At 39.6% G+C, this 23,867-nt stretch carries 26 protein-coding genes and 1 pseudogene; 5 read left to right on the top strand and 22 right to left on the bottom strand.

Annotated features, from left to right (window positions below; all coding sequences use genetic code 11):
• Window positions 1–30 precede the first annotated feature (30 nt).
• The 8 genes from WMO37_RS07470 to WMO37_RS07435 form a co-directional block, all read right to left on the bottom strand.
• Entirely contained in the window at window positions 31–228 is a 198-nt protein-coding gene (locus tag WMO37_RS07470; protein WP_349154697.1) for a hypothetical protein, read from the bottom strand.
• A complete protein-coding gene (locus WMO37_RS07465; RefSeq protein ID WP_349154696.1) occupies window positions 221–451 on the bottom strand; it encodes a hypothetical protein in 231 nt (76 codons plus the stop codon). The genes WMO37_RS07470 and WMO37_RS07465 overlap by 8 nt, the downstream gene beginning before the upstream one ends.
• Window positions 452–507: 56 nt before the next feature.
• Window positions 508–1,236, bottom strand: a complete 729-nt coding sequence (locus tag WMO37_RS07460; protein ID WP_349154695.1) for a hypothetical protein — start codon at window positions 1,234–1,236, stop codon at window positions 508–510.
• A 9-nt stretch (window positions 1,237–1,245) separates the two neighbouring features.
• Window positions 1,246–1,596, bottom strand: coding sequence for a hypothetical protein (locus WMO37_RS07455; protein ID WP_349154694.1), 351 nt, complete (start codon window positions 1,594–1,596; stop codon window positions 1,246–1,248).
• 269 nt (window positions 1,597–1,865) lie between these two features.
• Complete coding sequence (locus WMO37_RS07450) at window positions 1,866–2,027, bottom strand: hypothetical protein (RefSeq protein WP_349154693.1); 162 nt, start codon at window positions 2,025–2,027, stop codon at window positions 1,866–1,868.
• A 383-nt stretch (window positions 2,028–2,410) separates the two neighbouring features.
• Entirely contained in the window at window positions 2,411–2,776 is a 366-nt protein-coding gene (locus WMO37_RS07445; RefSeq protein ID WP_349154692.1) for a DUF7768 domain-containing protein, read from the bottom strand.
• A 138-nt stretch (window positions 2,777–2,914) separates the two neighbouring features.
• Complete coding sequence (locus WMO37_RS07440; protein ID WP_349154691.1) at window positions 2,915–3,118, bottom strand: hypothetical protein; 204 nt, start codon at window positions 3,116–3,118, stop codon at window positions 2,915–2,917.
• A gap of 32 nt (window positions 3,119–3,150) precedes the next feature.
• Entirely contained in the window at window positions 3,151–3,303 is a 153-nt protein-coding gene (locus WMO37_RS07435; RefSeq protein ID WP_349154690.1) for a hypothetical protein, read from the bottom strand.
• A 338-nt stretch (window positions 3,304–3,641) separates the two neighbouring features.
• Here WMO37_RS07435 and WMO37_RS07430 point away from each other — a divergent pair, with 338 nt between their 5' ends.
• Window positions 3,642–4,118 (top strand): helix-turn-helix domain-containing protein, encoded by a 477-nt coding sequence (locus tag WMO37_RS07430; protein ID WP_349154689.1) that lies wholly within the window; start codon window positions 3,642–3,644, stop codon window positions 4,116–4,118.
• A 197-nt stretch (window positions 4,119–4,315) separates the two neighbouring features.
• Window positions 4,316–4,927 (top strand): YqaE/Pmp3 family membrane protein, encoded by a 612-nt coding sequence (locus WMO37_RS07425; protein WP_349154688.1) that lies wholly within the window; start codon window positions 4,316–4,318, stop codon window positions 4,925–4,927.
• 293 nt (window positions 4,928–5,220) lie between these two features.
• Here the strand turns inward: WMO37_RS07425 and WMO37_RS07420 are convergent, their stop codons facing one another.
• From WMO37_RS07420 to WMO37_RS07410, 3 genes are all read right to left on the bottom strand, one after another.
• Window positions 5,221–5,700, bottom strand: coding sequence for a hypothetical protein (locus WMO37_RS07420; RefSeq protein WP_349154687.1), 480 nt, complete (start codon window positions 5,698–5,700; stop codon window positions 5,221–5,223).
• A gap of 103 nt (window positions 5,701–5,803) precedes the next feature.
• On the bottom strand, window positions 5,804–6,157 hold the full coding sequence (locus WMO37_RS07415) for an STAS-like domain-containing protein (protein WP_349154686.1): 354 nt from the start codon (window positions 6,155–6,157) through the stop codon (window positions 5,804–5,806).
• Window positions 6,158–7,021, bottom strand: coding sequence for an ATP-binding protein (locus tag WMO37_RS07410; protein ID WP_349154685.1), 864 nt, complete (start codon window positions 7,019–7,021; stop codon window positions 6,158–6,160).
• Window positions 7,022–7,761: 740 nt separating this feature from the next.
• Between WMO37_RS07410 and WMO37_RS07405 the strand changes: the two genes are divergently transcribed.
• The gene (locus tag WMO37_RS07405) at window positions 7,762–8,607 is read left to right on the top strand and encodes a DUF4236 domain-containing protein (RefSeq protein WP_349154684.1); all 846 of its coding nucleotides are present in this window, start codon (window positions 7,762–7,764) and stop codon (window positions 8,605–8,607) included.
• 481 nt (window positions 8,608–9,088) lie between these two features.
• The gene (locus WMO37_RS07400; protein ID WP_349154683.1) at window positions 9,089–10,645 is read left to right on the top strand and encodes a recombinase family protein; all 1,557 of its coding nucleotides are present in this window, start codon (window positions 9,089–9,091) and stop codon (window positions 10,643–10,645) included.
• A 54-nt stretch (window positions 10,646–10,699) separates the two neighbouring features.
• Here the strand turns inward: WMO37_RS07400 and WMO37_RS07395 are convergent.
• From WMO37_RS07395 to WMO37_RS07365, 7 genes and pseudogenes are all read right to left on the bottom strand, one after another.
• Window positions 10,700–10,894: pseudogene (locus tag WMO37_RS07395) on the bottom strand (manganese catalase family protein); the annotation flags it as partial.
• 3 nt (window positions 10,895–10,897) lie between these two features.
• Window positions 10,898–11,422, bottom strand: coding sequence for a spore coat protein CotJB (locus WMO37_RS07390; RefSeq protein WP_227090728.1), 525 nt, complete (start codon window positions 11,420–11,422; stop codon window positions 10,898–10,900).
• 90 nt (window positions 11,423–11,512) lie between these two features.
• A complete protein-coding gene (locus tag WMO37_RS07385; protein ID WP_227090726.1) occupies window positions 11,513–11,671 on the bottom strand; it encodes a spore coat associated protein CotJA in 159 nt (52 codons plus the stop codon).
• Window positions 11,672–11,969: 298 nt separating this feature from the next.
• On the bottom strand, window positions 11,970–12,842 hold the full coding sequence (locus WMO37_RS07380; RefSeq protein ID WP_022431631.1) for a methionyl aminopeptidase: 873 nt from the start codon (window positions 12,840–12,842) through the stop codon (window positions 11,970–11,972).
• Between the two features lie 50 nt (window positions 12,843–12,892).
• Entirely contained in the window at window positions 12,893–14,539 is a 1,647-nt protein-coding gene (locus tag WMO37_RS07375) for a putative manganese-dependent inorganic diphosphatase (protein ID WP_022431630.1), read from the bottom strand.
• A 133-nt stretch (window positions 14,540–14,672) separates the two neighbouring features.
• Window positions 14,673–16,082, bottom strand: coding sequence for a methyl-accepting chemotaxis protein (locus WMO37_RS07370; RefSeq protein ID WP_349154682.1), 1,410 nt, complete (start codon window positions 16,080–16,082; stop codon window positions 14,673–14,675).
• 93 nt (window positions 16,083–16,175) lie between these two features.
• Window positions 16,176–16,952: a PHP-associated domain-containing protein gene (locus WMO37_RS07365; RefSeq protein ID WP_349154681.1), complete on the bottom strand. Its 777-nt coding sequence runs from the start codon at window positions 16,950–16,952 to the stop codon at window positions 16,176–16,178.
• Between the two features lie 200 nt (window positions 16,953–17,152).
• Here WMO37_RS07365 and WMO37_RS07360 point away from each other — a divergent pair, with 200 nt between their 5' ends.
• Window positions 17,153–18,172, top strand: coding sequence for an ABC transporter substrate-binding protein (locus WMO37_RS07360; protein ID WP_436970271.1), 1,020 nt, complete (start codon window positions 17,153–17,155; stop codon window positions 18,170–18,172).
• A gap of 36 nt (window positions 18,173–18,208) precedes the next feature.
• Here the strand turns inward: WMO37_RS07360 and WMO37_RS07355 are convergent, their stop codons facing one another.
• The 4 genes from WMO37_RS07355 to WMO37_RS07340 form a co-directional block, all read right to left on the bottom strand.
• Window positions 18,209–20,563: an HAD-IC family P-type ATPase gene (locus WMO37_RS07355; RefSeq protein ID WP_022431626.1), complete on the bottom strand. Its 2,355-nt coding sequence runs from the start codon at window positions 20,561–20,563 to the stop codon at window positions 18,209–18,211.
• Window positions 20,556–21,377: a YhfC family glutamic-type intramembrane protease gene (locus tag WMO37_RS07350; RefSeq protein WP_022431625.1), complete on the bottom strand. Its 822-nt coding sequence runs from the start codon at window positions 21,375–21,377 to the stop codon at window positions 20,556–20,558. Before WMO37_RS07350 ends, WMO37_RS07355 begins: the two co-directional genes overlap by 8 nt.
• 227 nt (window positions 21,378–21,604) lie before the next feature.
• Entirely contained in the window at window positions 21,605–21,802 is a 198-nt protein-coding gene (locus tag WMO37_RS07345; RefSeq protein WP_022431624.1) for a cold-shock protein, read from the bottom strand.
• A gap of 83 nt (window positions 21,803–21,885) precedes the next feature.
• Window positions 21,886–23,865 carry an LTA synthase family protein gene (locus WMO37_RS07340; protein ID WP_349154680.1) on the bottom strand — a complete coding sequence of 660 codons (1,980 nt, stop codon included), beginning with the start codon at window positions 23,863–23,865 and terminating at the stop codon, window positions 21,886–21,888.
• Window positions 23,866–23,867 lie beyond the last annotated feature (2 nt).

Here is a 23,867-nt window from a genome sequence, read left to right as displayed (position 1 = left end):
TATCTCGTATTTACTCGTACCAACTCTGATTTATTCTTGGGGTAAGTCGTGATAATTCTCTACCGGAATGCCATTCCAGCTGATTGGTCTGCCGCAGTTTCCGCAGCACTTCAAATTCCACACCCGCTGCACATAGTCGCCGCAGTGCGGGCATTTGCCTGTAATTACTCCGGTAGAATCAGAATAAACAGCATTTACAACGCTGTCTTCTGATTCCGGTTTATCCATTCATATCACCGTCCTTATCCATTGCACTGGAACTTAACATCTTCCAGCGCTCCTGCGCTTTTCTGGCACTGTCAATCTTGTGCATGACTGCGGCATCTTTCGTTATCCGGTTGCGCTGCATAAATGCCCGCAGATATGAAAGATTCACATTCAATGCCTGCGCCGTTTCAAGCATATTTTTACCCTGATTGATGTAAAGCTCTGTTACTTCCTCTACTGTCATATCATGCTCCTGCCATATAATCCGGCACAGCCCTACACTGTGCCGGATAAAAACTATTATGCTATCACCGTTACAAAATCAATGTCTTTAAGCTGTTCTTCAAGATACTGCTTTATACTCTGCATTGCAGCATTCTTCCATGCACCACCATCCGCTTCAAACAATGCGCAGAAAACACTTCTGTCATCTGACTTCATTCTAAAAATAAATTCACTTTCCGGCTGTTCAATTTCCATAAATGTTCTAAATGGTGCCAGCGCTATCGGACTTGGTACAATCGCTTCTTCCTTACCGGAAATCCCCTGTTTCACCGTGGCTTTCTGGGAAATGCCATCATCGCTATACTGCTGTACACTTCCGATTTCAACCGTTCCTGCAAACTTTAATAACAAATCCGTTGCTTCTGTCTGTACAAACATGGAACGTAATGCAATCAGAAAATCTTCTGCTTCCGTAAATGAATTGTATCTTATAGATGGCAATTCAGCTTCCGCAACCGCTAATGCTTCCCGCTTCCTGTCTTCATTTAACTTAGAATAAAACGAAACTTCAACCGGGCTTTTCACCTGTACAATCCACTGGTCGTACCTTAATGTATCTGCCTGCATCATTTTTATGTAATCCACTAAGCCCGTCAGTGTTTTCATGTGAATTGCTGAGGCTCTCACATCACACTCAATGCGGCTAAGCTGCTTATCTGTAAATCTTCCACCTGCATAATCAACCGTATGAGGTTCTGCAAGTCCCACTGCATATGCCAGTGCTTCTTTTAATCCGTTTTCCATAAATACCTCCTATGCTTTCTTTGCTTTTCTGTAATCAATTACCTGTCTTTCTTCCGGCTCGTCCTTCTGCTCCGGCTGTACCTGTTCCATATCCATAGACATCTGCCCCGGAATCTGCTTGCTCCATTCGTTTACAAACAGTTCATTGGTCTTTAAATCCCTGCCGAATCCAATCATTGTCTTGACCGGATTTACCGGTGCAAGCTTTGTCTGTACAGAGATTTCACAAGCTGCCATTTCGCGGTTCTCGTCCTGTTCAAAACTCATTTTGATTGTCACAGATCGCTTTGTCTTATAGGGTGTATTGACGTCTGTCATGTTTTGCACAACCTGTTCGATTGCCGCCTGTGCCTTTTCCAATCTTCGTCAAATCCATTACCTGCATAAAATTTCTCCTTCCCGTCGGCATATACGACTAATGCCGGCAATATTTTGTGATATACATTTCTTTAACGTGCCACGGGGCAATAACTTGTCCCGAACGGAAGCGCGGGATTTGAACCCGCATTTCAGACAAATGAATTAAAATATAAAAGTGGGTGCTGTGCCATTGCAAGGGGAGAGGAATGGCACATATCCTGTCTGTATTTTTCCTATTAAATCAGCTTCCGGTAGTGAGTAAAAACTACTCACTTTTCCTGTTCTTTTAACATCTTCCGTATTTCACTCTCTTTATAAATACGATAGATTCTTTCCATTACTGGTTTTGCATCCTCTGGGGTCTTATATCTTACGCAGCTATCATCTATGTAAATAGTTGTTTTTCCAATGTGGTGTTCTTCTACAATCATGATTAATCTCCTTTTTACGCTCCTTATTATTATGGTTATTCAAAAAGTTACCTGACTGTGCCTGTCACACAGCCTTTTATTATTTATATTCAACGTTGAAATCAGGGCGGCGGGAATCGAACCCGCATGGCTATCAGACGTGCGGTGCTGTGAGGGGATACAGCTTCCGGGGATTTTGGTTAGGGGATATGCCATTTCCCTGTTAAACGCCCTGTGAGCCGCACGGCAGTGGTAACACAACACTGCCGTGTGCTGTTGCGATTCTTTTATTTTGGCGGTGGTAGCTGTCTAAGGTATCTAATTTTTTTCACTGCCAAAGTGGGGAACTACCGCAACGAAACCCAAATCCGTTCACAGTTTCTGAGGGCTGTGAGCGGGTATTCCTAATCCCTATAAAACACCAGTATTCCTAATTTTTCAGCCTCTTTAATCTCGGCCGCCATGCCTTTACTAATGCCGAACTTCTGTCCGACATAAACCACATCGCATTTTTTTAATATCTCCAGCGAAGCTTCTAGTCCTCGTTTTCTTTCTTCCGATCTGGAATCATTAAGGTAGTTTGTTATGTATAGGTGCGGAGCAACCGCACTATGTCCGTGTAACAATACCGTCCTTGTCAGCTCTTTGGCATATTTTATATGTTTTTCAACTTCTTCCTTTGTCGCCCCACGATACGGCGAACATATGTAATACAACATGCTTTGTCCTTTCTTTAATGAATTATTACAATCAATGTAAGTAAAACACATACAAATCCCGCCCAGACAGCATATACAAACACGCTTTCGGGTTGTATTTTTTTCATGATAAAAACGCACCCAATCGCTATAATGTATACTAGTATCAGTAAAACAAATGCTGGCATTTCAAGTCATCACCTCACTTCATCACTGATTAATAATGTCATCAACGTACTTATCAAGCCTATCCATTTGATTTAATTCCTCAGAGAGTTTTTCCGGCTCTCTGAGGATTCTTTTTGCCATATTAAGTAACCTCTGTTCCGTCTTCTGCTCCAGTTCGCGCTGTTTCGCCTTAATTTCATCTAATTCGCAAATTAAAGCCTTATACTCTTTCTTTGACAGCCACATTTTTTATTCCTCCTTCACTAATCCGCCCCGGCTCATGCTGTCCGGGGCTGTGTCTGCGCTTTCTGCTGCTCTGACTGCACTCCCAGCATGTAACCGAGAATGAACTGCTTGTTTTCGTCTGTCAGCTTTGTGAACTGTATTGTAGTCTGTTCAATCAGCCGCTTTTTCGTTTCTTCTTGTGTCATATCTCTCACCTGCCTTTACATTTCTTTCAACTTTATCCAGTCTTCAACTTCTTTCAGTGTAAAACGAACTGGAGTGAGCTTAGCACCCCAATATTCGGATTCCTTCCCGCATGTACCGGAGTAAGTCCTCCGGACAACCAAAATTTCCAAATTCTGTTCTTATAATCATGGATTCTCACTCCTCTTTGAAGTTGTTTTCGTTATCTGTGATTACACTATAGCAATCTTTGATTACTTTGTCAACTCTTTTTTGTAATCTTTGATAACTTTTTGTTGACCAGTTATTTTTTGCGTGTTATATTAATGTTAAATTAATATGAAAAGAGGTGATTTCATAAATGACACAAGGTGAACGCGTAAAAGAACTTCGTAAGTCGCTAGGGCTTACGCTTGAAAAATTTGGTGACCGATTAGGCGTCACTAAAGTTGCTATTTCTAATATTGAAAAAGGGAATCGTAATCTGACCGAACAGATGACAAAAGCAATCTGCCGCGAATATAATGTGAACTATGATTATCTTGTTTACGGTGACGGTGAGATGTATGCCAGCGATGAAACGCAATATTTTGCAATGATTGACCGTATTTTAAAAAGTGAAAACCAATTTGCAAAGAATGTCTTTAAGACATTTGCGACCTTTGATGTAACTGACTGGGAAGCCCTGCAACGCATGATTGAAAAGTATCAGGCAGTTGCGGCTCAGAATAATGAAACTGCAGAACATAAGCATTGTATCTATGATGATGTTCCAGATGAGCCAGAGGGCGGATTTCCGGAAGACGATTTTGATGATATTTCAAAAAATGCAGGGTGATGATTCACTCTGCATTTTTATTTTGCTGTTTAATCATAAAAATACTATATTCAGTACCACATCTGTACTATCGCTCTTTTATATGCTATATTTGATTTGGGAATTGTTGATAATATGAGAGGGGTGGTTTTGTTTTGAATGTTTCTAAATTATATTTAATAAAATAGGCATAAATTTGAATAAAAGGAGAACTATATATGCAATCAAATGAAAAATCACAAACAAATCAACTAATGAAAATAGTAACAATCTTACTATTATTAATGATTCCTCCTGTAGGATATATTTTATTTTTTAAATATTTTCCTAATTCCAAAAAATGGATTCATGCTTTCTTATTACTTTATATTTTTATATGGATATGTGGCATTATTTCAGCAATAGTTAATCCCGATTCCACCTCTACTTCCAATAATACTACTATAGCTGAAACTACAGTTGAAGAAAATCAAACAACTTCTGTAAATGGTAAGGACATTTCTACTTTAGATATTACATACTATGACTATGTACGGAATGATGTTACAAATAAATGGAAACATGCTCTTATTGTTGAAAATATTAACATTCAGGATTATGCTCTTTCCTATTATCAAACATACTTTAAATCAAAAGATGAAATACACGGAATTATTAATTTTTTCAATAATACATCTACTAATCTGCGCGTTTCAGGTAATTCACTATTTTGTGAAATACATGATTACGTAAAAGGTGAAGAACATGATGCAAAATTAATGTTCTCAGGAACATTGTTAGCAAGTTATCAAATAAATATAAATACTGGAGAAATAGTCAAAATACAATAGTTTATCAAAAATACAGGGTGATTTGCCCTGCATTTTTGATTTATAGGATATTAAATTATAAAATAAAAAGCATAGTTGTTTAGGATGGGCGGTGTATCCATCATCTCAGGTACTCTTTTCAGAGTGCGTCGGAAACCATTTCCGACCTCAAAACAACTACGCTTATTATTATCTTATTAATAAATGAAATAGGTGGGGTGACATTCCCACATCTCCAACCAGGGTGACGGCTGCCCGTTCCGTCCTCAGATTTCATTTAAACAACCGCCCTCACCAAAGTAGGGTTATATAAATCACACCGTCAATTCTTCCAGTGATTTACGATTTGCAGTGTACAAATTAATTCCCGGATAGGTTACAAAATCATTGTCGTCTGATATTATATTTATGTCTGATGATTCTACATAATAATTCAATATCAAATAATCGAAAACATCACACCGATGTTTCGTGAATGTATCCACATAACTATCAAGTCTTTCTGACGAAAAATTGAAATCAACTATTGTACATATACTTTTTACATTTGAAATGGTCGTTTTCATGATCTGCTGTAAATTTGTTCGTTCTGATGCAATATGACGATACTCCTTTTTATCTATTCGAAGCTGTGGATTTAATCTTTTATATATTTCCCATTCGTTTTTCTCGACAATATTTAACAATTCAGAAACATTGTAAATTGTCGTAATCAACGGATTACCGTCAGCCACGAGCTTATCAACAAAATCATAATATACCTGCGAATGATGTTTATTATTTTTTTCACCCAAACCATACCTCGGATATGTATACCAATATAGGACATTAGTATCCAAGCAAAATCTTTTTCGATTGTTTATAGATGAAAAAGTATTTATATTATATAAATTCACATTATCCAAACTGCTCACCGTCCTTATTGGCATTATTTACAATATCATTAATCTGTTCTGAAAACTGCGGACTGTTGGATAATAAACGTGCGTTTTCAATAGATGTATCATAAGTATTTTGACCTGTACTATCCAAACCTATTTTTTTAATATTATTGATTTTTTCAAAACCGTAAATCAACGCCAAAGCTGAAAAACTATTATTAAAAAAAGGTGATGCAAACATTTCTATTCCGGTAAAATCTACTGCTAAATCAGCATCATCCAAATGTTCCAAAAGTTTTTCTTTTAAAATTAACCCCTTTGTCTTTGACGCCGCTTCTTTTGAAAAATCTGAAATCTTAATTATAGCCATTTATCTGTCCTCCCTTTTAGAAATATATATATGTTCATAATCAGCAACTATTTTTATACTAATTAATGTACCTATAATTGAATTTTGCAGTTTTTTTATGCTCTCTTTACCTTTTTTATTTTCATACAATATATCATTACTCATAATTTGAATAGAACCATTATTTAAATTTATAAAATCAATCAAATCCGATAATCCCAATCCTCTTGGTGCTCCACCATTTAATTGCTTAGTTGAATTACCTCTGACCAATGCCCACTTTAATGCGGTTTCTGAGGTAAACGTTTCATCAACCTTTGATTTAATCAGCTTTGGAATTCCCTTTCCTGTATCATATATTGAAAATACCAGTTCTTTTTTATTCGGCATCCAATGTCCACATGAAAAAACACCCATTTGCGCTTCCGAATGGTCTACTGAATTATTAAATATTTCAAATATATTTTTGAATAACTGCTGTTTACATTTACTTGTTAATGTAATTGGTGCCAATGATAATATTTTTTCAATGTAATCTATGATACAGTCATCATCCAATGAGATTTTTCTAAAAGGAATGGCATTGTCATTAATATATTTTTTCTCATCTTCTACTAAATAATTATACAGCCCTGACCTTTTAAAATACTGATTCACTTTGGAGCCTTTTTTACTCCGAAGCTTAATTGGTATATTTTGACTTTCACAAATCTTCATCAACGCACCAATAAATGCTGTAAATGCGGCATTGGTATATTCGCAGTCATAAAAATCCAATACAACTTCTTCGTACTGGTTTACTAATATATTGTTCTGTAATTCTGCTAAATATTCAAATGAATCTCCATCTAAATTCAAATATTTAGGTATTTCAAACGTTTTCATTATTTAATCCTATTCTGGTAAAATGTGGATAATTTACTGCATTTTTTGTGACAATTTAGAAACTTATTTTATTATAACATAACTTTCCTTTAATGCAACAAATCAAACACAAAACGATAAAAAACAGAGGCTCCCCTGCCTTTTGATCTATATAAAATAAAACATAGCAGTTTAGAGGTGACAACCAATGTTGCCACCTCCGTGAATTATATTCTTCGGATTCAATATCTTTTTATTTTATCACTGTAACCGTAGCGCCTGATGTTTTTTTATAATTTTCATTAAAAAACAGTCTTTCACTTTTTCTATAATATACAGCATATAAATCTGTGCGTTTAAATTTCTTCATTTTTTTATCTTTTCTGTTCATCCTGCATTCCTTTCTTAAATTTTATTTATATACCGGTATATATCTGCCTGCTTGTCAAGCCTGCGCGTCACGAATCTCATTATGTTTATACGAAGCAGACATGCATACTCTGCTTTCGCATGAAGAAATTGTTAAACAAAGGCGGGGTTCGTGTAAAGCACTATTTTTAAAAATTATTGTACTTTATTCAGTACAATTTTACTTTGTTTAAATATATCAAAAAATGTACTAAATTGTCTAAATTGCGCGTTTTTTACTATTTACTTATAAATACTCTGTACTCAGTACCTTTATTGCCTTACTGCAATTTAATATGCTATACTTGATTCGGGAATTGTTTAAAATATGATTAAAGAAAGAAGGCTTTAAGATGTCTTTAAGATTCAGAAAAAGTTTTAAAATTGCGCCGGGTGTAAAATTAAATTTAAACAAGAAAAGCACCAGCGTAACATTCGGAGGAAAAGGATTCCACCATACAATAAGTTCAAGTGGCCGCAAAACGACCTCTGTCGGTATACCCGGAACCGGGCTTTATTATCAGGATGTTTCAACATCTGGAAATTCCCACTCCTCCGGAAACTCCGGCACAACAAACAATCAAGAATACGACAATAATGACAATAACTATAATGGCGGCGACAAGAAACATCATCCCATACTGCTATGGTTTCTGCTGCTTTTTATTCCACCTGCGGGACTTATCTATTTGTGGACTAATAAGATCCAATACAGCCGCAGAAAAAGAACAATCTTATCTGCAATCTTTGGCTTCTATGCTATTTGCTGGATATGTGCATTTATCCCCGGTTCCGGGTCTGATAACAGCACTTCTACCACAGCACTTGTGCAGGAACAGACAACCACTGCTGTTCAACCTGAATTGCAAAGCACTGTTTCAACAACAACTGCAGCTATTGAAAATACGACTGCAATTATAGAATCCTCGGCTGAAACAGCCACTGAACCGGATATTATTGTTGCACAAGAAAACGAGAATGATGCAGAACCGGAGGTCGAACCCGAAACCGAAGCTGTTACCGAACCGGAAACGGAACCGGCTACCGAAAGGACAACGGCTGAGAAACTAGTTTGGATTACTGCTACCGGAAATCACTATCACAGCAAAAAGACTTGCGGAAATTCTAAGTCATCTCATCAGGTACCATTATCTGAAGCTGAAGCAAGGAATCTCACGCCATGCCAACATTGCTATTAATAATATTTTCACATATAAATTTAAAATTTGATTTAGAATATCATGAAAAATTCTCAACTGGAATATCACTTCCTGTTGTAATATTAATTTTAAGTGTTATGTGTAGCTTAACATTCAGCACTCTATCAATATTGTCATTTTTGGCTTCTATTATAATATTATTATGGTTCATAAAATATCTTGCCGACAGAAGTTCTAATATACTAAAAACAAGAACAGTCCTTATTTTATACATAAATACTATAATCAATATTGTTGAAAAATTACTTTAATAATAAAAGCTTTTGTTCTACCAATACAAGAGCTCGGACTTTGTCTATAGTCAAAAAGCAGGGGAATTCCCTGCTTTTTGATTTTATCTGATTATTTGTTACCGCGTTTCATGTTTTTCTTTTCTTCGACAAGTTTTTATTGACTTTTTTTATTCCGTTGCAGATAATCAAGTAGAAAGTGAGAAAGTTCTATTTAAGGAGGTTAAACTATGGATTTATATGCCCAATATTTAAGAAAATCCCGTGCTGATGTTGAAGCCGAACAGCATGGAGAGGGTGAAACCCTTGCACGGCACAAACATATGTTGGATGCACTTGCACAGAAAATGGGAATTGAAGTAACAAAAGTATACCGTGAAATTGTATCTGGAGAAACCATTGCGGCACGTCCTGTAATGCAACAATTACTCCAAGATGTAGAATCTGGTATGTATAAAGGTGTGCTTGTTGTAGAAGTAGAACGACTGGCGCGCGGTGATACGATTGACCAGGGAATTGTAAGTCAAACATTCAAGTATTCTGATACACAGATTATTACTCCTACAAAAATTTATAATCCAAACAATGAATTTGATGAAGAATACTTTGAATTTGGGTTATTTATGTCTCGCCGTGAGTATAAAACAATAAACCGCCGTATCCAGGCAGGACGTTTAGAATCTGCAAAAGAAGGTAAATTTCCAAGCTGGAATGCACCATTTGGATATAAAGTTGTAAAACTTGTAAACGAAAAAGGATACACCTTAGAACCTTTAGAACCAGAAGCTGATGCTGTTAAAAGAATTTTTGATATGTATGTAAATGAACATGCTGGTACTACTACAATCGCACATACACTAACAGAAATGGGATATAAACCTCGAAAAACAGACCATTTTACTACACACACTATTATTTCTATTCTTGATAATCCACTCTATGCAGGATACATGGTCTGGGGGCGTAGAAAAGAAACAACTATAATGAAAAACGGCATTGTTACCAAAACACGTCCACGACTGCGTCCTTGTGATGAATATGAAAAATATGAGGGTAGACATGAAGGGCTTGTATCTAAAGAACTTTGGCAAAAAGCACATGAAATGCGTATTGCTAAAACAAATACCTCCCCTAAAAGAGCTACACAACTTACCAACCCACTATGCGGTTTGATATATTGTTCTAAGTGTGGACAACGTATGCAACGCCGTCCTGCTGGTTCTCGGCAGCCAGCCGATGTTATAATGTGTCAAAATACCGCCTGCGATAACCGTGCCGCTTACATGCGTTTAATTGAAGAACGTATCATTGACTCTCTTAAAACATGGCTTAACGAATATGATGTATCTGAAAATGAAGAACAAAAAAAAACAGACAACATTGCTGTAATGAAAAAAAATATTAATAAATATGAGCAGGAACTTACAACTGTAACAAAACAGTTAAACAACGCTTATGATTTATTAGAACAGGGAGTTTATACTACAGATATATTCTTTCAACGTTCTGCCACGCTTAAAGATAGAATTGAAAGTTTAAACACTCAAATTGAATCTGTAAAAAAAGAAATATTAGAAGAAGAAAAGCGTCAGACCGCTAAAATTCAGTTTGTTCCAAAACTGAGGAAAATTATAGAATGCTACTGGTCCCTTGATACTCCTAAAAGTAAAAATGACATTTTAAAAGAAGTTATAGAAAGGGTCGTTTATACAAAAAATGTCAAAGGTCACGGGCATGAAGACGAATTTTCTATAATTGTCTATCCAGTTGTCCCAAAACATAAATAGCGTAAAAGCAGTAAATATCTGCCTTTACGCTTACCGATATATAAGTGGTCTATATTCCTCTGTCGCGATATCCGTCAAAAGCCCGGAAACTTCACGGTACGGCATGCTATACCGCTGGGACAGGTAACGCATGGAGGCGCTGGACTCCCCATCGGGGCCTCCGTATTGACTGATAATCATTGCCGCAAGTGCCGGATTGGGATTCTTAATATGAATCGGAAACTGTAATCTTTTTTCATAATTCCACATCGTTTAACCCTCCATTTCCCACGGCATTGGTGTTGCAACCCAGTTCCAGTAGTTTTCATTTGTTACATGATAAAAACTTAAAGGACCTACATTTTCATTGTAAAGCCGCACTGCTTCTGCGTACTGATGCTTCATATCGGCATAAAATGCCAGTGCTTCACCGTCATCGGGATGGGTATCCAGATACAGCGCCGTTTCCACCATAACAAATCCCAGCTCATACACATCTGCGATATAACGGCTTTTGTTACACTGCTGATTCTGTACAGACTGCAGTCTTCTTTCTGACATTCTGTTTTCCGGCACCAGACGCATATTCTCCTGGCATCCCTGCATTGGCAGACGATGCTCCATTCTGTTTGGCATTCTCATTTCTCTTCCCATTCTGTCAGTACACGGACAGTTTTCTCCTGCCCTTCTACCGGCAGGATTTTTACTGCCTGCCTGCTCCGGCCGGATTCCCTGACAGCCGCAGGAATCCCCTCTACCTGGCATATATGGATTTCTCATATCCTTCACGTTTGCCATGCTCCTCTCTTTATACGCGGCATACTGTTTCACAGAGTCCGCAATGCCGCTGTTTGCCTGCACTCTGCATTTTAACCGGCTTTCTGCCCGTTAACGGCTTCTGTCGCATCTGCAGCCGACAAACGGCTTATTTAATATTGGAAACAATGTTCCGTATTTTAATGCTCTGCATGGTTCATACACCTCGCCCCAGTGCTGCCATGGCACATATGTCATGCCCACAACCTGCGGCGGATTTTTTTTATTCATACAATCCATACTTACTCCATATAATTTATTTAATACTATTATATGATTTCACACAAAAAGAGTTCTTCCCCTCTTTTGCCCCGCCACACTAAAAGACTGCCAGTCTTTCCTCGTCTACTTGCCTGATCTACATACATGGGTTACGGTTGCCTTTTGGACTTTGCTGTCCTAAGTCAGCTCATCCACCATGTACGCCTTGTATCAGATTTCTGTCCGTGATACTTAGAAACGTGCGCCGCCAGGCGCACCCATCAAAAAAAGCCCCGGCATTATCCGGAGCTTTTTTATCCATTTTTTATTACCACGACATCACTTCATATCCGTCATTGGTTACAAGTACCATAATTTCCCACTGTGCTGACGGCTTTTCATCATCCGTATAGATTGTCCAGCCATTCTGTTCATCAATGTAAATCTCACTTGTTCCCATATTAATCATCGGTTCAATTGTAAATACCATGCCCGGTGCCATCACCATTCCAGTGCCTTTTTTTATCACATAGCTGACATATGGGGCTTCGTGGAATTCCAGTCCGATACCGTGACCACCGACCTGACGGACAACAGAATATCCGTTTTCCTTTGCATGGTCCTGAATCGCCTGTGCCACATCACCTAAATGTCCCCATGGTTTTACCTGCTGTAAGCCCAGCTCCACACACTCTTTTGCCACACGCACGAGCTTCTGGTTTTCTTCGGAAACATTTCCAATACAGAACATCCGGGATGAATCTGAAAAATATCCATTATAAATGGTTGAGCAGTCCACATTGACAATATCGCCGTCAATTAACTGTACATTATTGGAAGGAATTCCATGGCACACCTGTTCATTAATGGAAGTACATACGCTCTTTGGAAACCCTTCATAATTTAACGGTGCCGGAATACCCCCCATTGCCGTTGTCTTCTGATAAACCATCTGATCGATTTCTTCTGTCGTCATACCTGCACAAATGTGTTCTGCCACATAATCAAGTACTGCAATATTAATCTTGCTGCTTTCACGCATTCCCTGTAACTGTGCTTCATTTTTAATAATTTCCCGCGGTGGAACCTTATGAAATTTTCTTCTGTACATTTCAATTTTTTTATCAAAATCCATGTGGCATTCACCGTATAACTTTCCACTCTTGCACCAGCATGGCTGGTCCTTTGTCAGCTTTTTCAATTGTTTTCCTCTTTTCTTTTTATTTTTCTTTTCTGCTTTTCTAAAATCCGTTACTGCTGTAATGCCTCCACAATTGCCGGGAAAAACTGCTTCTTTCTGGATACGACACCCTGCAGCTTTACACAAGCATCCTTTACTTCTACGCCAAACGCCTGATAAATCACAGCATTGGCATTGTTACCCGCACAAAGTACCTCAGAGGATTCCGATACAATATCAGTGAGCAGAAAATAAACAATTCCCGCACTGTTATCCTGTACAACGCCCTGTATAAATTCTGCCAGACGCGGTTTTACTTTTTCTAACTCCTCCGCACTCATAGAATTAATCTGTCCGACACCAATTGCAACATTGTTAACGGAAAACTTTTTATAATCCTGATAAAAAATTTCTTTTGCAGATTTACCGGATAAATTGCTTCCGGCACGGAACATTTCCCGCCCATATGTTTCAATATCCAGCTCTGCCTTTTTTGCCAGCTGCATGCACGCTGCCACGTCATCCGACGTACACGTCGGTGATTTAAAAATCAATGTATCGGAAATGATTGCCGAACACAGCAGCGCCGCTGTATTTTTATCAATTTCCGCCTGATTTTCCTGATACATATGATAAATAATCGTTGCCGTACTGCCAAGCGGCTGGTTTCTAAAAAATACCGGTGATACCGTCTGAATTGCCCCCAGCCGGTGATGGTCAATAATTTCAAGAATTTCCGCTGTTTCAACGCCATTGACTGCCTGACCCCTTTCGTTGTGGTCAACAAGAATCAATTTTTTCTTTCCTGCTCCCAGTAAATTTCTTCTGGAAATCATCCCCACATAATTGCCCTGTGTATCCTCGACCGGAAAATCCCGGTGGCGAAGCTTTGCCATAACCGTCTGGATATCTTCAATAAAGTCTTCTGTTTGAAATTTGACAATTCCTTCTTTTTCTTTCATCAGAAAACGTATCGGCATACTCTGGTTAATCAGTCTTGCTACCGTATATGTATCAAATTTAGTTGTAATTAACAGACAGTTGTGTTCCTTTGCCACTTTTGTGATGGTCTTTGACACCTGTGCGCCTTCACAGATAATCAGGCATCCTGCCTCCATTTCAATTGCGCACAGCTGTGCCTCATAGCGGTTTCCCAAAATAACAATATCCCCTGTCCCGATATAATTTTCCATCATATCCGGGTTAGCCGCCGCAATCACAACTTTTCCTTCTTTAAAAATACCGTCTGCTTCCCCTGCAACAACCGTTCCTTCCAATGTATCCACAATATTCTGATACCGTGTCTGGGCTGTTGCAAGAATGGTGCTGTCATAAACCTGAAAATACGATTTTGCTATATCTCCAATCGTAATCAGTCCTTCCAGCACATTTTCTTTTGTTACCGGAAGTGTCACGACATTCTGCTCTTTCATCAGGGTCCACGCCGTTTTTACTGAAATCTCTTTAGAAACACCCGGTGTTTTTCGAATCTGGATATCCCGCACCTGCGGTCTGACATCCTTCATATATTCCGGCGGCTGTACACCCAGTTTATCCATGACATACTGCGTTTCTTCATTTAAATGTCCTGCACGTTTTGCCACATAATGCTGTCCTGTTATTTTTTCTTTTAGTCTTGCATAACAAATTGCTGAGCATACAGAATCTGTATCCGGATTTTTATGTCCAATCACATAAACTGTTTCCTTTCCTTCCATATCCACCTCTCCACTTAAAAAACTGTTATAGCTGTACCGTTTCTACCTAACATACATACTATAACAGTTCTTTATGGTTTTCAACCGTTTTGCCTTTATTTTGTCTGTTTAATCTGTCTGTAAGCACGCTGCACTAATTTGTGAAAACAACAATATTGGTCTTATCTGTTTCTCCCAGACGTGCCAGCAGCTTTTTAAGATTCTCAACCGCTTTCTTATAAACATAATATGCATCATATGTCTGCTGGAAATAATCCATGGCTCCCTGAATATCCTCACGGTCTTTTGCCTCCCATGAAAGTGTCGCATATTTATGGATATTATTATGCGTTTCAATAACTTCTTTAAATTCTGCACTGCCTGTAATCTGTGGATTCGTCTGTGCAGCAAGCCATTTACCGATTTTACAGGTCTTCGGATTATTCAGCTGTTCTTTTCTTAACCGCTCAAAATCAACGGCATTGTTATAAACTCTCCACATCAGGATAAAGTGGTCATTAATAAATACATCCAGCCAGTCCTGCTGTGTAATCTCAGCAAATCCACGTACCATATCACTTCTTGTTGTATCAATGTAACGCCCGATTTTATAGACATGCGTTCCCATTTCCGTACAGTCATCAGAAAGTTCTTTATAACTCTTGGAAATGCTTTCAATCTGCCTTGTAAAGTCTTTTGTTACGTCTGTCTGTGTATCAATATCCTCAAAAGCATTGTCAACACGATCCTTAATCTGATTCATCTGCTGATTCATCTGTCGGATTGATTCCAATGACTGTTCTACCTTTTCATTGCCCTCTGCAAGCTTGGAGGTTGTTTCATTCATGGAAAGTGCCAGTTCCCCGATATCCGTACGCAGTTCTGCTACATATTTAACAATGTCTTCTGCAGATTCTGCGGTATTGCCGGATAACTGTCTTACCTGATCAGCAACGACTGCAAAGCCCTTTCCTGCTTCTCCTGCTCTTGCAGCTTCAATAGATGCATTTAACGCCAGCAGATTACTCTGGCTTGCAACCTTCTTTACCACATCGACAATTTCACCGATTTTATCAATCTTGCCCTGAAATTCCTGTACCTGTTCATTGATTGCCTGAATCTTTTCAGAAGACTCATTGACAACCTGTATGCTGTTGTTCATATTTTCCGTACTACTGTCAGCGGTTGCAATGACATCATGTGTATTCTCACGGATATGTGACATTGCTTCCGAAATATTGTTAATAGATGTTTCCATGTCACGGCTTGCATTTTCCATATCCCGGATGGATTCTGTCTGGGACTGAACCTGATCTAATGTCTTTTTTACATAAGAGTTATCACCGATTGAACCCATTGCCTGATTCAGACGCATTACAAAATTGTTATTGGAACGCTTATATGCGTGCATCAGTTCATTAAACTTTTCTCCATATGCCGGATTCTGAAATGCGCTTGTATCAATATCTTCATAATTACCGCCAATCACACCATCCATTGCCTGCATAAGCAGCTGCAAGTCCTTTTCTTCTGAATAACCATTTGCTGTCTTTTTTCCAAACATATCTATTACCTCTCTGATTCGCTTTTATCTTAGTCGTATTTTATCACATAATAACAAAAAATAATACTTATTTTTGCTTATTTTTTGCATATATTACAAAATTTTTTTCCTAATCCAGCGCAATTTCTTCCAGTTCCACAATGCTCCCAGTTTATTGTAAACCCAGTACCCTGCATTTGCCGCCTTTTGCAGCAGAAAATTTGTCTCCTCTTCCATTTCTTTTAAAACACTGCCGCCCTGTGCCTGCACCCGTCCTTCTTTAATTGCCCGGATTAAATCATTGTTGTTTGCAATTTTTTGTGTGAATTCTGTATATGCTGCCCCGACTACGCGCATCTTATGTGCATCCGACCCTGCCACTTTCGGCTTATGCAGACAGCCTGCCAGATTATCAGCACAGGCATTTGCCCACGGTCTGATGCAGGCATTAAATGTTTCCACGAAATCAAATTTTTCCAGGAATTCATTGTGTTTTTTACCAAATCGCGTATTGGTAAATGCAAAAAATCCCGGCCCGTAAGGATGTGCAAGCCCTAAAATGCCCCCTCTTTCATGCACAATCTTTTCTAACTGCGCCAGTGTCATTCCACGGATTTCCATAAAAGCATCATTTATACAGTCCGGCAGTACCGCAATCACATGGCCGCCATCCCTTGTATCATACTCAATGCCCTTTAATACCGTAAACGGCTTTTCCAGATGCAGATTCTTTGCAATCTTTTCAAATTTGCGGTAGCCGTCATAGGAGTTGTGGTCTGTTACCAGCATTCCGTCAAAGCCCTCTTTTACCAGCTTCGTGATATATTCCTGAATCGGCACTTTTGCATCAATTGACCCCTCTTTTGTATGGCAATGCATATCCAGTTTCATTTTTATTCTCCATTCTGTATTTTTTAACATAAGTGTCAAAAACAAATTTTAACATTTATATTACCTATCATGATAAATCATTTGACAATTTCATAACCAGCTACACTATAACACAGCGCCACCTTTTTTTCCATATTTTTTCACTTTCCGGTCCCTTATTTCATATATTAAAATAACTCTGCTATCAAAGGATTTTGTTTATGAATTATCGGAACTGTCTTAAAATTTTATGCAGTATTTCTGTTGTCTGCCTGTGCTGTACATGTATGGGCTGCAGCAAAACAAAAAGCACCGGCAGCACATCCATCACTTTAAATGAAGTTGCGCACTCCGTTTTTTATGCACCACAGTACGCGGCAATTGAATTGGGATATTTTAAGGAAGAAGGCATTGACCTTACACTTGTGACCGGATTCGGCGCTGACAACGTTATGACTTCCCTGATTTCAGATGATGCACAGATTGGCCTTATGGGTTCTGAATCTTCTATCTATGTATACGCACAGGGTGCATCGGATTACGCCGTCAATTTTGCCCAGTTGACACAGCGCGCCGGCAACTTTCTGGTATCCAGAACGGCAGAAGATGATTTTTCATGGGAAAACCTGCGCGGAAAAACGATTCTTGGCGGCAGGGCAGGTGGTATGCCACAGATGCTTTTGGAATATATTTTAGAAAAGAACGGACTGACTAAAGAAGATGTCAATATTATTCAAAACGTAGATTTCGGCTCAACTGCCGCGGCATTTTCGTCCGGCATTGCCGATTATACCGTGGAATTTGAACCGTCCGCAACACTTCTGGAACAGGAAAGCGCCGGATTTGTCGTGGCTTCTTTGGGCGTGGAAAGCGGCTATGTGCCGTATACTGCCTATTGTGCCAAAAAGAGCTTCCTTTCTAAAAACTCTGATGTGATTGCTGCCTTTACCAGAGCCATTCAAAAAGGGCTTGACTACTGTAATTCCCACTCCGCCGAAGAAATTGCTGCGGTAATTGCACCACAGTTTCCGGAAAATACCCAAAACGATATCGCCGTCATTGTTGCACGATATCAGAATCAGGACACATGGAAAACCGATACGGTATTTTCCAAAGAAAGTTTCACACTGCTGACTGATATTTTACGAAACTGCGGCGAGTCAGACACGGATGTTCCTTATGAAGACCTTGTCACCACAACATATTCCAAACAGGCAACGGCCGAATCTGTTTCATATTAAGCCACATGTAAGATTTAACTCTGCTGCTTTTTCATTTCATGATTTAAAGTGCCGTCCGAGTCGTTCGCGGAATTTTTTGCTGTGCTTTGCATGCCTTTGAACCTGTAACAGCACCAGACGGCACATCACTGCAAAGACCGGAACTGCTGCTGCCATTAAAATCCCCGTAACCATTACCCATACCGGTGACAACGGATACAATGCGAACAGCGGCTTTAAAAACAGTACACTGAATACTGCCCCGGATGCCATCAGTATACAGATGCCTGTTCTGATTTTATCCAGCGGCATACAGATTCTTATAAGTGCTGCCATTCCGACAGCCAGCAATATCATGATACACATTGTAGAAAGCTGCTCATGTCCGATGCCGGCACAATTTCCTGCAACGTTAAGCACTGCCAGCAGTATAAAATCCGTCAGTGCCGCAGGCAGTGCCAAAAGCACGACATTGGTTAAAAAATGTCCTTCTATGCGGCTTTTATCCGGCTGCATTGCCAGTAAAAATGCCGGTGTACCGATGGTGAATGTTCCCAAAAAAGACAACTGTGTCGGATACAGCGGATATTTACTGACTGCCACAAATGTAAACAGTGTCATCAGCATAGAAAACAGATTTTTCACCAGAAACAGCGAAGCAGAACGCTGGATATTGTTGACCACGCGTCTGCCCTCTAATACCACGGACGGCATCCTTGCAAAATCAGAATCCAAAAGAACAATCTGTGCCGCATTGGATGCCGCTTCACTGCCGGATGCCATCGCAATACTGCAGTCCGCTTCTTTTAATGCCAGCACATCATTGACACCGTCCCCTGTCATGGCAACAACATTGCCTGCTTTTTTGAGTGCCAAAAGAAGTTTCTTTTTCTGTTCCGGCGATACTCTGCCAAATACCGTATACACCGGTGCAGCTTTTTCCAATTCTTCATCAGAAAGCTGTGAAACATCAATATATCTGTCTGCTTCTGCAATCCCTGCCTTTTTTGCAACTGCCGCCGCTGCTTTGGGATGATCGCCGGATATAACCTTAATACAGACGTCTTCTTTCTGAAAATATTCAAATGTTTCCCGCGCATCCCTTCGGATCGGATTACTCACTAAAATAAATGCAAGCGGTTCAAACAAATGCTGTTCTTCCCCATACCTGCCAAATACAAGTACACGCACACCTTTGTCGATTTTATCCAAAATTTGCACGTCATATTTTCCGTAACGCTCTGCCAGAAGCCGCTCCGGCGCACCAATCAGATATAGTCCTTCTTCAAAACGTACACCGGAATATTTGCGCTGTGAAGAAAACGGAATGACTTTTTGTGCCTTTCGTTCACTTTTTCCATCAAAATAGTCTTTTAATGCCTGCATCGTGATATTATCCGCATCCAGATTTGCTACAACATCTCCGATTAAGGCATGAAGCGAAGTTTCTTCTTCCTCTTTTGCCAGCGGAATAATTTCCTGGACAGACATTTTATTTTCCGTAATCGTTCCCGTCTTGTCCACACACAGGACATTGACCCGCGCCAACGTTTCAACACACGCCATTTCATGAACCAGCACTTTTTTTCTGCCAAGGCGCATGACACTGACAACCAGTGCAATGCTCGCTAAAAGATACAGTCCTTCCGGTATCATACCGACCAGTGATGCAATCATGGATACGACACTTTCCTGTATGGTCGAACCAATGACAAAATGCTGCTGCAAAAACAGCAGGATTCCAATCGGTATAATAACAATGCCAATAATACGCACCAGACGGTCTAAGGAACACATCATTTCCGTCTGTGTATTTTTACGCGATGCTTTTGCTTCTAACATCAGCTGTGCCGCAAAAGATGACAGTCCCACTTTTGTAAGTGTCGCATATCCTTTTCCTGAAACAACAAAACTGCCGGAATACAGTATATCGCCCGGATTTTTTACCACTTCATCCGCTTCACCTGTAATCAGTGCTTCATTGACACGCAGACTGCCTTTCTCAACAACTGCATCTGCACAAATCTGGTTTCCTGCCTGAAAAACGCAAAGGTCTCCAAGCACCAGCTGTTCTGAATCCACCTGCAGCATCTGCCCGCTGCGCACAACCTGCGTTTTAGGTTCATTCATCAGTGTCAGCCTGTCTAACACCCGTTTTGCCCGGATTTCCTGAACAATGCCAATCATTGTATTGCACACAATAATAGGCAAAAAGGTCATATTTACATATGACCTTACAAAAACTAACAATGCCGTAAACACTGCAAATATGAAGTTAAAATATGTAAAAATGTTACCGGCAATAATCTGTCCGACAGATTTGGACTGATTTTTCACCTGTACATTTCCATAACCGGCATACAGCCTTTTTTGTGCTTCTTCGCAGCTTAATCCACGGTTTTCATTAGTCATCTGAATATTCAATCTCCTTACCCGCAACGCGGAACGTATAATAAATAGTGACTGCAAAAATAACCAGCTTTACAGCAAAACTTACCGCTATGCTTGCAACGGATTCCTGATTATAAAGCTGGAATGAAATCATCGCAAAAAATGTCACTGCCGCTGTAACGCCGTACCACCATTTTGCCAGATTTCCTTTAATAACACCAAAAATCACATTCATTAATGCGATATTTAAAACCATATCGAGAATACAGTTGACACCCAGTAACAGCCATAAAACGGATGGTGTTGTAAACAGTGCCGAAACCGTTTCATAGGTTGTTGTCACCTCTTCCGCCGCCAGCTGTGCCAGCATATCCTGTGCCTGTCCTGCCTGGATTGCGGTACACCACGTAATGTAGGAAATCGCTGTCATACCGTATAAAAGGCTGTCGCCGATTGAAAGACCGATTCCCGCAAGATAGACATCGCCTTTACGCTCAAAACGTTCATTTAACATATAGCCGGTAACAACTCTTGCTGCTGTAAATCCGGCTGTCGCAAACAGCGCATATACAATATTATACGTTGCCGGGTTGTTATAAAAAGTATTGTCTATACTCGGTATCAGTGCCAGCGCCGATGTTGCCAGATTGGCAAAAATAAATACAAAAACGGCATAGGCAATCACACCTAAAATCCCCGGCATAACTCTTGCTTTCCATCTTTTCATAATGACAACTACAAGTACAATAATTGCCGAAAGCATAAGAATTCCACCCGCCGAGAGCATGGATGACGTTCCTGCCGGCAGGGTCTGTGTCAAATCAATTGTTTCCATAAAATCTCCATTCCGCCGTTTCCATCTGCCACGGCTTTTTATCTTTCTTAATCATATCATTTCTGTCTGTAAAAGCCAATAAAATATCTATTAAAGTTTGTTCTGTACAGACGAAAAGAGCAGCCACATAGCTGCGGCTGCTCCTCTCATAATCTTAATTGCATAACAATATATCTTTTTTAATAACGAAATGTATATTTAAAAAGGCACACTGTAAACCATTTGGATTATAATTTTGTTACATTAATAGCCTGAGGACCTTTAGCGCCTTCTGTTACGTCAAACTCTACTTCTGCGCCTTCGTCTAATGACTTGAATCCGCTCATGTTCAGACCTGAGTAATGTACGAACACATCCTTGCCTTCTTCATCGCTGATAAAGCCATAGCCCTTTTGGTTATTAAACCACTTTACTGTACCTTTCATTTCAAGTACCTCCAAAAAAATATATGGTGCCAAACACCTTCTTTATCTTAGCATTTGCGGCAATTGTTGTCAATGAAATCTCACTATTTGTTTTCGGACTCCCCAACCTGTAAATACACACGGCTAAGCTCAATTTTATCATCGCCCTGCTGAACTACCGACACGATATTTCCGGCTGTAACCTGTGCTTTTTCCACCCGCAGCAGATGGCTGTTGATAATCTCTGTCGGATAGGCTTTGTCATTAATATAGACCACACTGTAATCATTAAAATTACTGCCTTCCACGCATACATAATCCTTGTAATTATATGCATTGGTGATTGTAATATCATTTTGTCCCATAATCAGATTGGTTGCCTGAAATGGATTTTCCCCGCCATATAAATCACAGTTTCCATATAAAATGTCGTATTCAAGAATCTTTAAATCTTTTAAATAGTCCGGCGTGTCCTTACGTTTCTGATGAAACTTTGTCAGATAACCTTCCGACATGCCAAGCATCTGCTGTACATGCGCTGCCAACTGATAACTTTCCAGATTTTCTTTTTCGGACGACAGTGAAAAATTGCTCCAGACAACGTACTGTGTCTGATAAATGTCGCCATTTTCAAGTACTTCGTCCGTAAATGAAAATCCCGGCAGGTGGTCGCCGTACATGACAAGCACTGTCTCTTCATCCCTGCTTTCAAGCATCGCCGTCAACTCCCGCAGGAAATTATCCATTTCATGAATCTGGTTGACATAGTAGGTAAATGCCTTTTCCTTTGCCGTATCAAAAAATCCCGTTACCGTAATTTCCGGCACAAAGCCCTCCGGATACTCTGCCGGATAATCGCCGTGTCCCTGTACGGAAATTGTATAAATGTAATCCGAACCATCTGTGGAATCCAGTATTTTTCCGATTTCCCCCGTCAGAATCTTATCCTTTGCCCAGCCCATCGGTGTCATTTCGATATTGTCCATATATTCAATTGATGTAAAATCTTCATATCCCAGATGAGAGAAGACCTTATATCTGTCATAAAACGTTCCGTCATTGTCATGCAGTGCATGGGTGGCATACCCTTTTTCTTTTAAGTCATATGCCATGGATTCACAGACCTTGGACTGTAAAACCGTCTTGTACGGATATTCACCCGGTCCAAAATCATCCATATTCATGCCGGTCTGCACTTCAAATTCCGTATTGGCTGTTCCCGCACCAAAGCACGGCACAGATAAGTAGCCTGACGGATACTCTGCCACAAGCTGTTCAAAATACGGAAGCGGATTTTCCGAAAAACTGATGCCTTTTACCAGATTCGGATCAAAAAAAGACTCCAGCTGCAAAAAAATGATATTCGGTGATTTTTCCGAATTTTCGACTTCTATTTCTTCAATATCCTCTTTCAGACTATTAACATACTCCGGTGTATATTCATCCGATTTGCTGATTCCTCTGTCCACAACACTGCACGTGAAACAGTAAGCAAATCCATATTGTTTATAGGCATTGGCAAGATTGCCGAAATAACTGCTGATTGTTCCGGTAAGAAGCAGAAAGTGGGTAACTCCCATACAGCATAACAACAGTAATCCAATTTTTACTGTTGTACGGATATAGTGTATTTTTTCCTGCTGTTTCGGACCTTTTATCCACAGCCATACCAGTCCCGCAATCCCTGCGGCAACTGCCAGTACAATCAGAATCATCTGAAAAACATTCAGATAGACCGGAATGACTTTTATGGCATCTTCAATTAGATAAATATCCATTGCCGTAAATGGTGTTTTTCTGGAACAAAGCACCACAAAATTCGTCACTGCCAACAATATCCATACCACACTCACCGTGCAGTATACAAACACTTTTCTGTGAAACAGCAGTACAATTGACATTGTCACCAGAATAATCAGTGTATTATATAAAAACAGAACCGGATTGGTAAAAATCATTACCAATCCGATTAAACTTCTCCTGTTGAAACACTCAACCAGCATATTCAGCAATGCCGAATATACGGCGGCATGTACAATCTCATATTGCCAGCATTTTTGTAAAACTGCCTTTATTCGATTCATAT

It is taken from the genome of Lachnospira intestinalis (assembly GCF_040095895.1).
GTDB lineage: Bacteria > Bacillota > Clostridia > Lachnospirales > Lachnospiraceae > Lachnospira > Lachnospira intestinalis.
Note: the sequence above shows the minus strand (reverse complement) of the source record. Positions and strands in the feature narration are given on the sequence as shown.

Bases quoted from the DNA above. Each gene is read 5' to 3' on its own strand.
- WMO37_RS07470 (WP_349154697.1), bottom strand. From the start codon at position 228: ATGGATAAACCGGAATCAGAAGACAGCGTTGTAAATGCTGTTTATTCT.
- WMO37_RS07465 (WP_349154696.1), bottom strand. From the start codon at position 451: ATGACAGTAGAGGAAGTAACAGAGCTTTACATCAATCAGGGTAAAAAT.
- WMO37_RS07460 (WP_349154695.1), bottom strand. From the start codon at position 1,236: ATGGAAAACGGATTAAAAGAAGCACTGGCATATGCAGTGGGACTTGCA.
- WMO37_RS07450 (WP_349154693.1), bottom strand. From the start codon at position 2,027: ATGATTGTAGAAGAACACCACATTGGAAAAACAACTATTTACATAGAT.
- WMO37_RS07445 (WP_349154692.1), bottom strand. From the start codon at position 2,776: ATGTGTTTTACTTACATTGATTGTAATAATTCATTAAAGAAAGGACAA.
- WMO37_RS07440 (WP_349154691.1), bottom strand. From the start codon at position 3,118: ATGTGGCTGTCAAAGAAAGAGTATAAGGCTTTAATTTGCGAATTAGAT.
- WMO37_RS07435 (WP_349154690.1), bottom strand. From the start codon at position 3,303: ATGACACAAGAAGAAACGAAAAAGCGGCTGATTGAACAGACTACAATA.
- WMO37_RS07430 (WP_349154689.1), top strand. From the start codon at position 3,642: ATGACACAAGGTGAACGCGTAAAAGAACTTCGTAAGTCGCTAGGGCTT.
- WMO37_RS07425 (WP_349154688.1), top strand. From the start codon at position 4,316: ATGCAATCAAATGAAAAATCACAAACAAATCAACTAATGAAAATAGTA.
- WMO37_RS07415 (WP_349154686.1), bottom strand. From the start codon at position 6,157: ATGGCTATAATTAAGATTTCAGATTTTTCAAAAGAAGCGGCGTCAAAG.
- WMO37_RS07410 (WP_349154685.1), bottom strand. From the start codon at position 7,021: ATGAAAACGTTTGAAATACCTAAATATTTGAATTTAGATGGAGATTCA.
- WMO37_RS07405 (WP_349154684.1), top strand. From the start codon at position 7,762: ATGTCTTTAAGATTCAGAAAAAGTTTTAAAATTGCGCCGGGTGTAAAA.
- WMO37_RS07400 (WP_349154683.1), top strand. From the start codon at position 9,089: ATGGATTTATATGCCCAATATTTAAGAAAATCCCGTGCTGATGTTGAA.
- WMO37_RS07390 (WP_227090728.1), bottom strand. From the start codon at position 11,422: ATGGCAAACGTGAAGGATATGAGAAATCCATATATGCCAGGTAGAGGG.
- WMO37_RS07385 (WP_227090726.1), bottom strand. From the start codon at position 11,671: ATGAATAAAAAAAATCCGCCGCAGGTTGTGGGCATGACATATGTGCCA.
- WMO37_RS07375 (WP_022431630.1), bottom strand. From the start codon at position 14,539: ATGGAAGGAAAGGAAACAGTTTATGTGATTGGACATAAAAATCCGGAT.
- WMO37_RS07370 (WP_349154682.1), bottom strand. From the start codon at position 16,082: ATGTTTGGAAAAAAGACAGCAAATGGTTATTCAGAAGAAAAGGACTTG.
- WMO37_RS07365 (WP_349154681.1), bottom strand. From the start codon at position 16,952: ATGAAACTGGATATGCATTGCCATACAAAAGAGGGGTCAATTGATGCA.
- WMO37_RS07360 (WP_436970271.1), top strand. From the start codon at position 17,153: ATGAATTATCGGAACTGTCTTAAAATTTTATGCAGTATTTCTGTTGTC.
- WMO37_RS07355 (WP_022431626.1), bottom strand. From the start codon at position 20,563: ATGACTAATGAAAACCGTGGATTAAGCTGCGAAGAAGCACAAAAAAGG.
- WMO37_RS07350 (WP_022431625.1), bottom strand. From the start codon at position 21,377: ATGGAAACAATTGATTTGACACAGACCCTGCCGGCAGGAACGTCATCC.
- WMO37_RS07345 (WP_022431624.1), bottom strand. From the start codon at position 21,802: ATGAAAGGTACAGTAAAGTGGTTTAATAACCAAAAGGGCTATGGCTTT.
- WMO37_RS07340 (WP_349154680.1), bottom strand. From the start codon at position 23,865: ATGAATCGAATAAAGGCAGTTTTACAAAAATGCTGGCAATATGAGATT.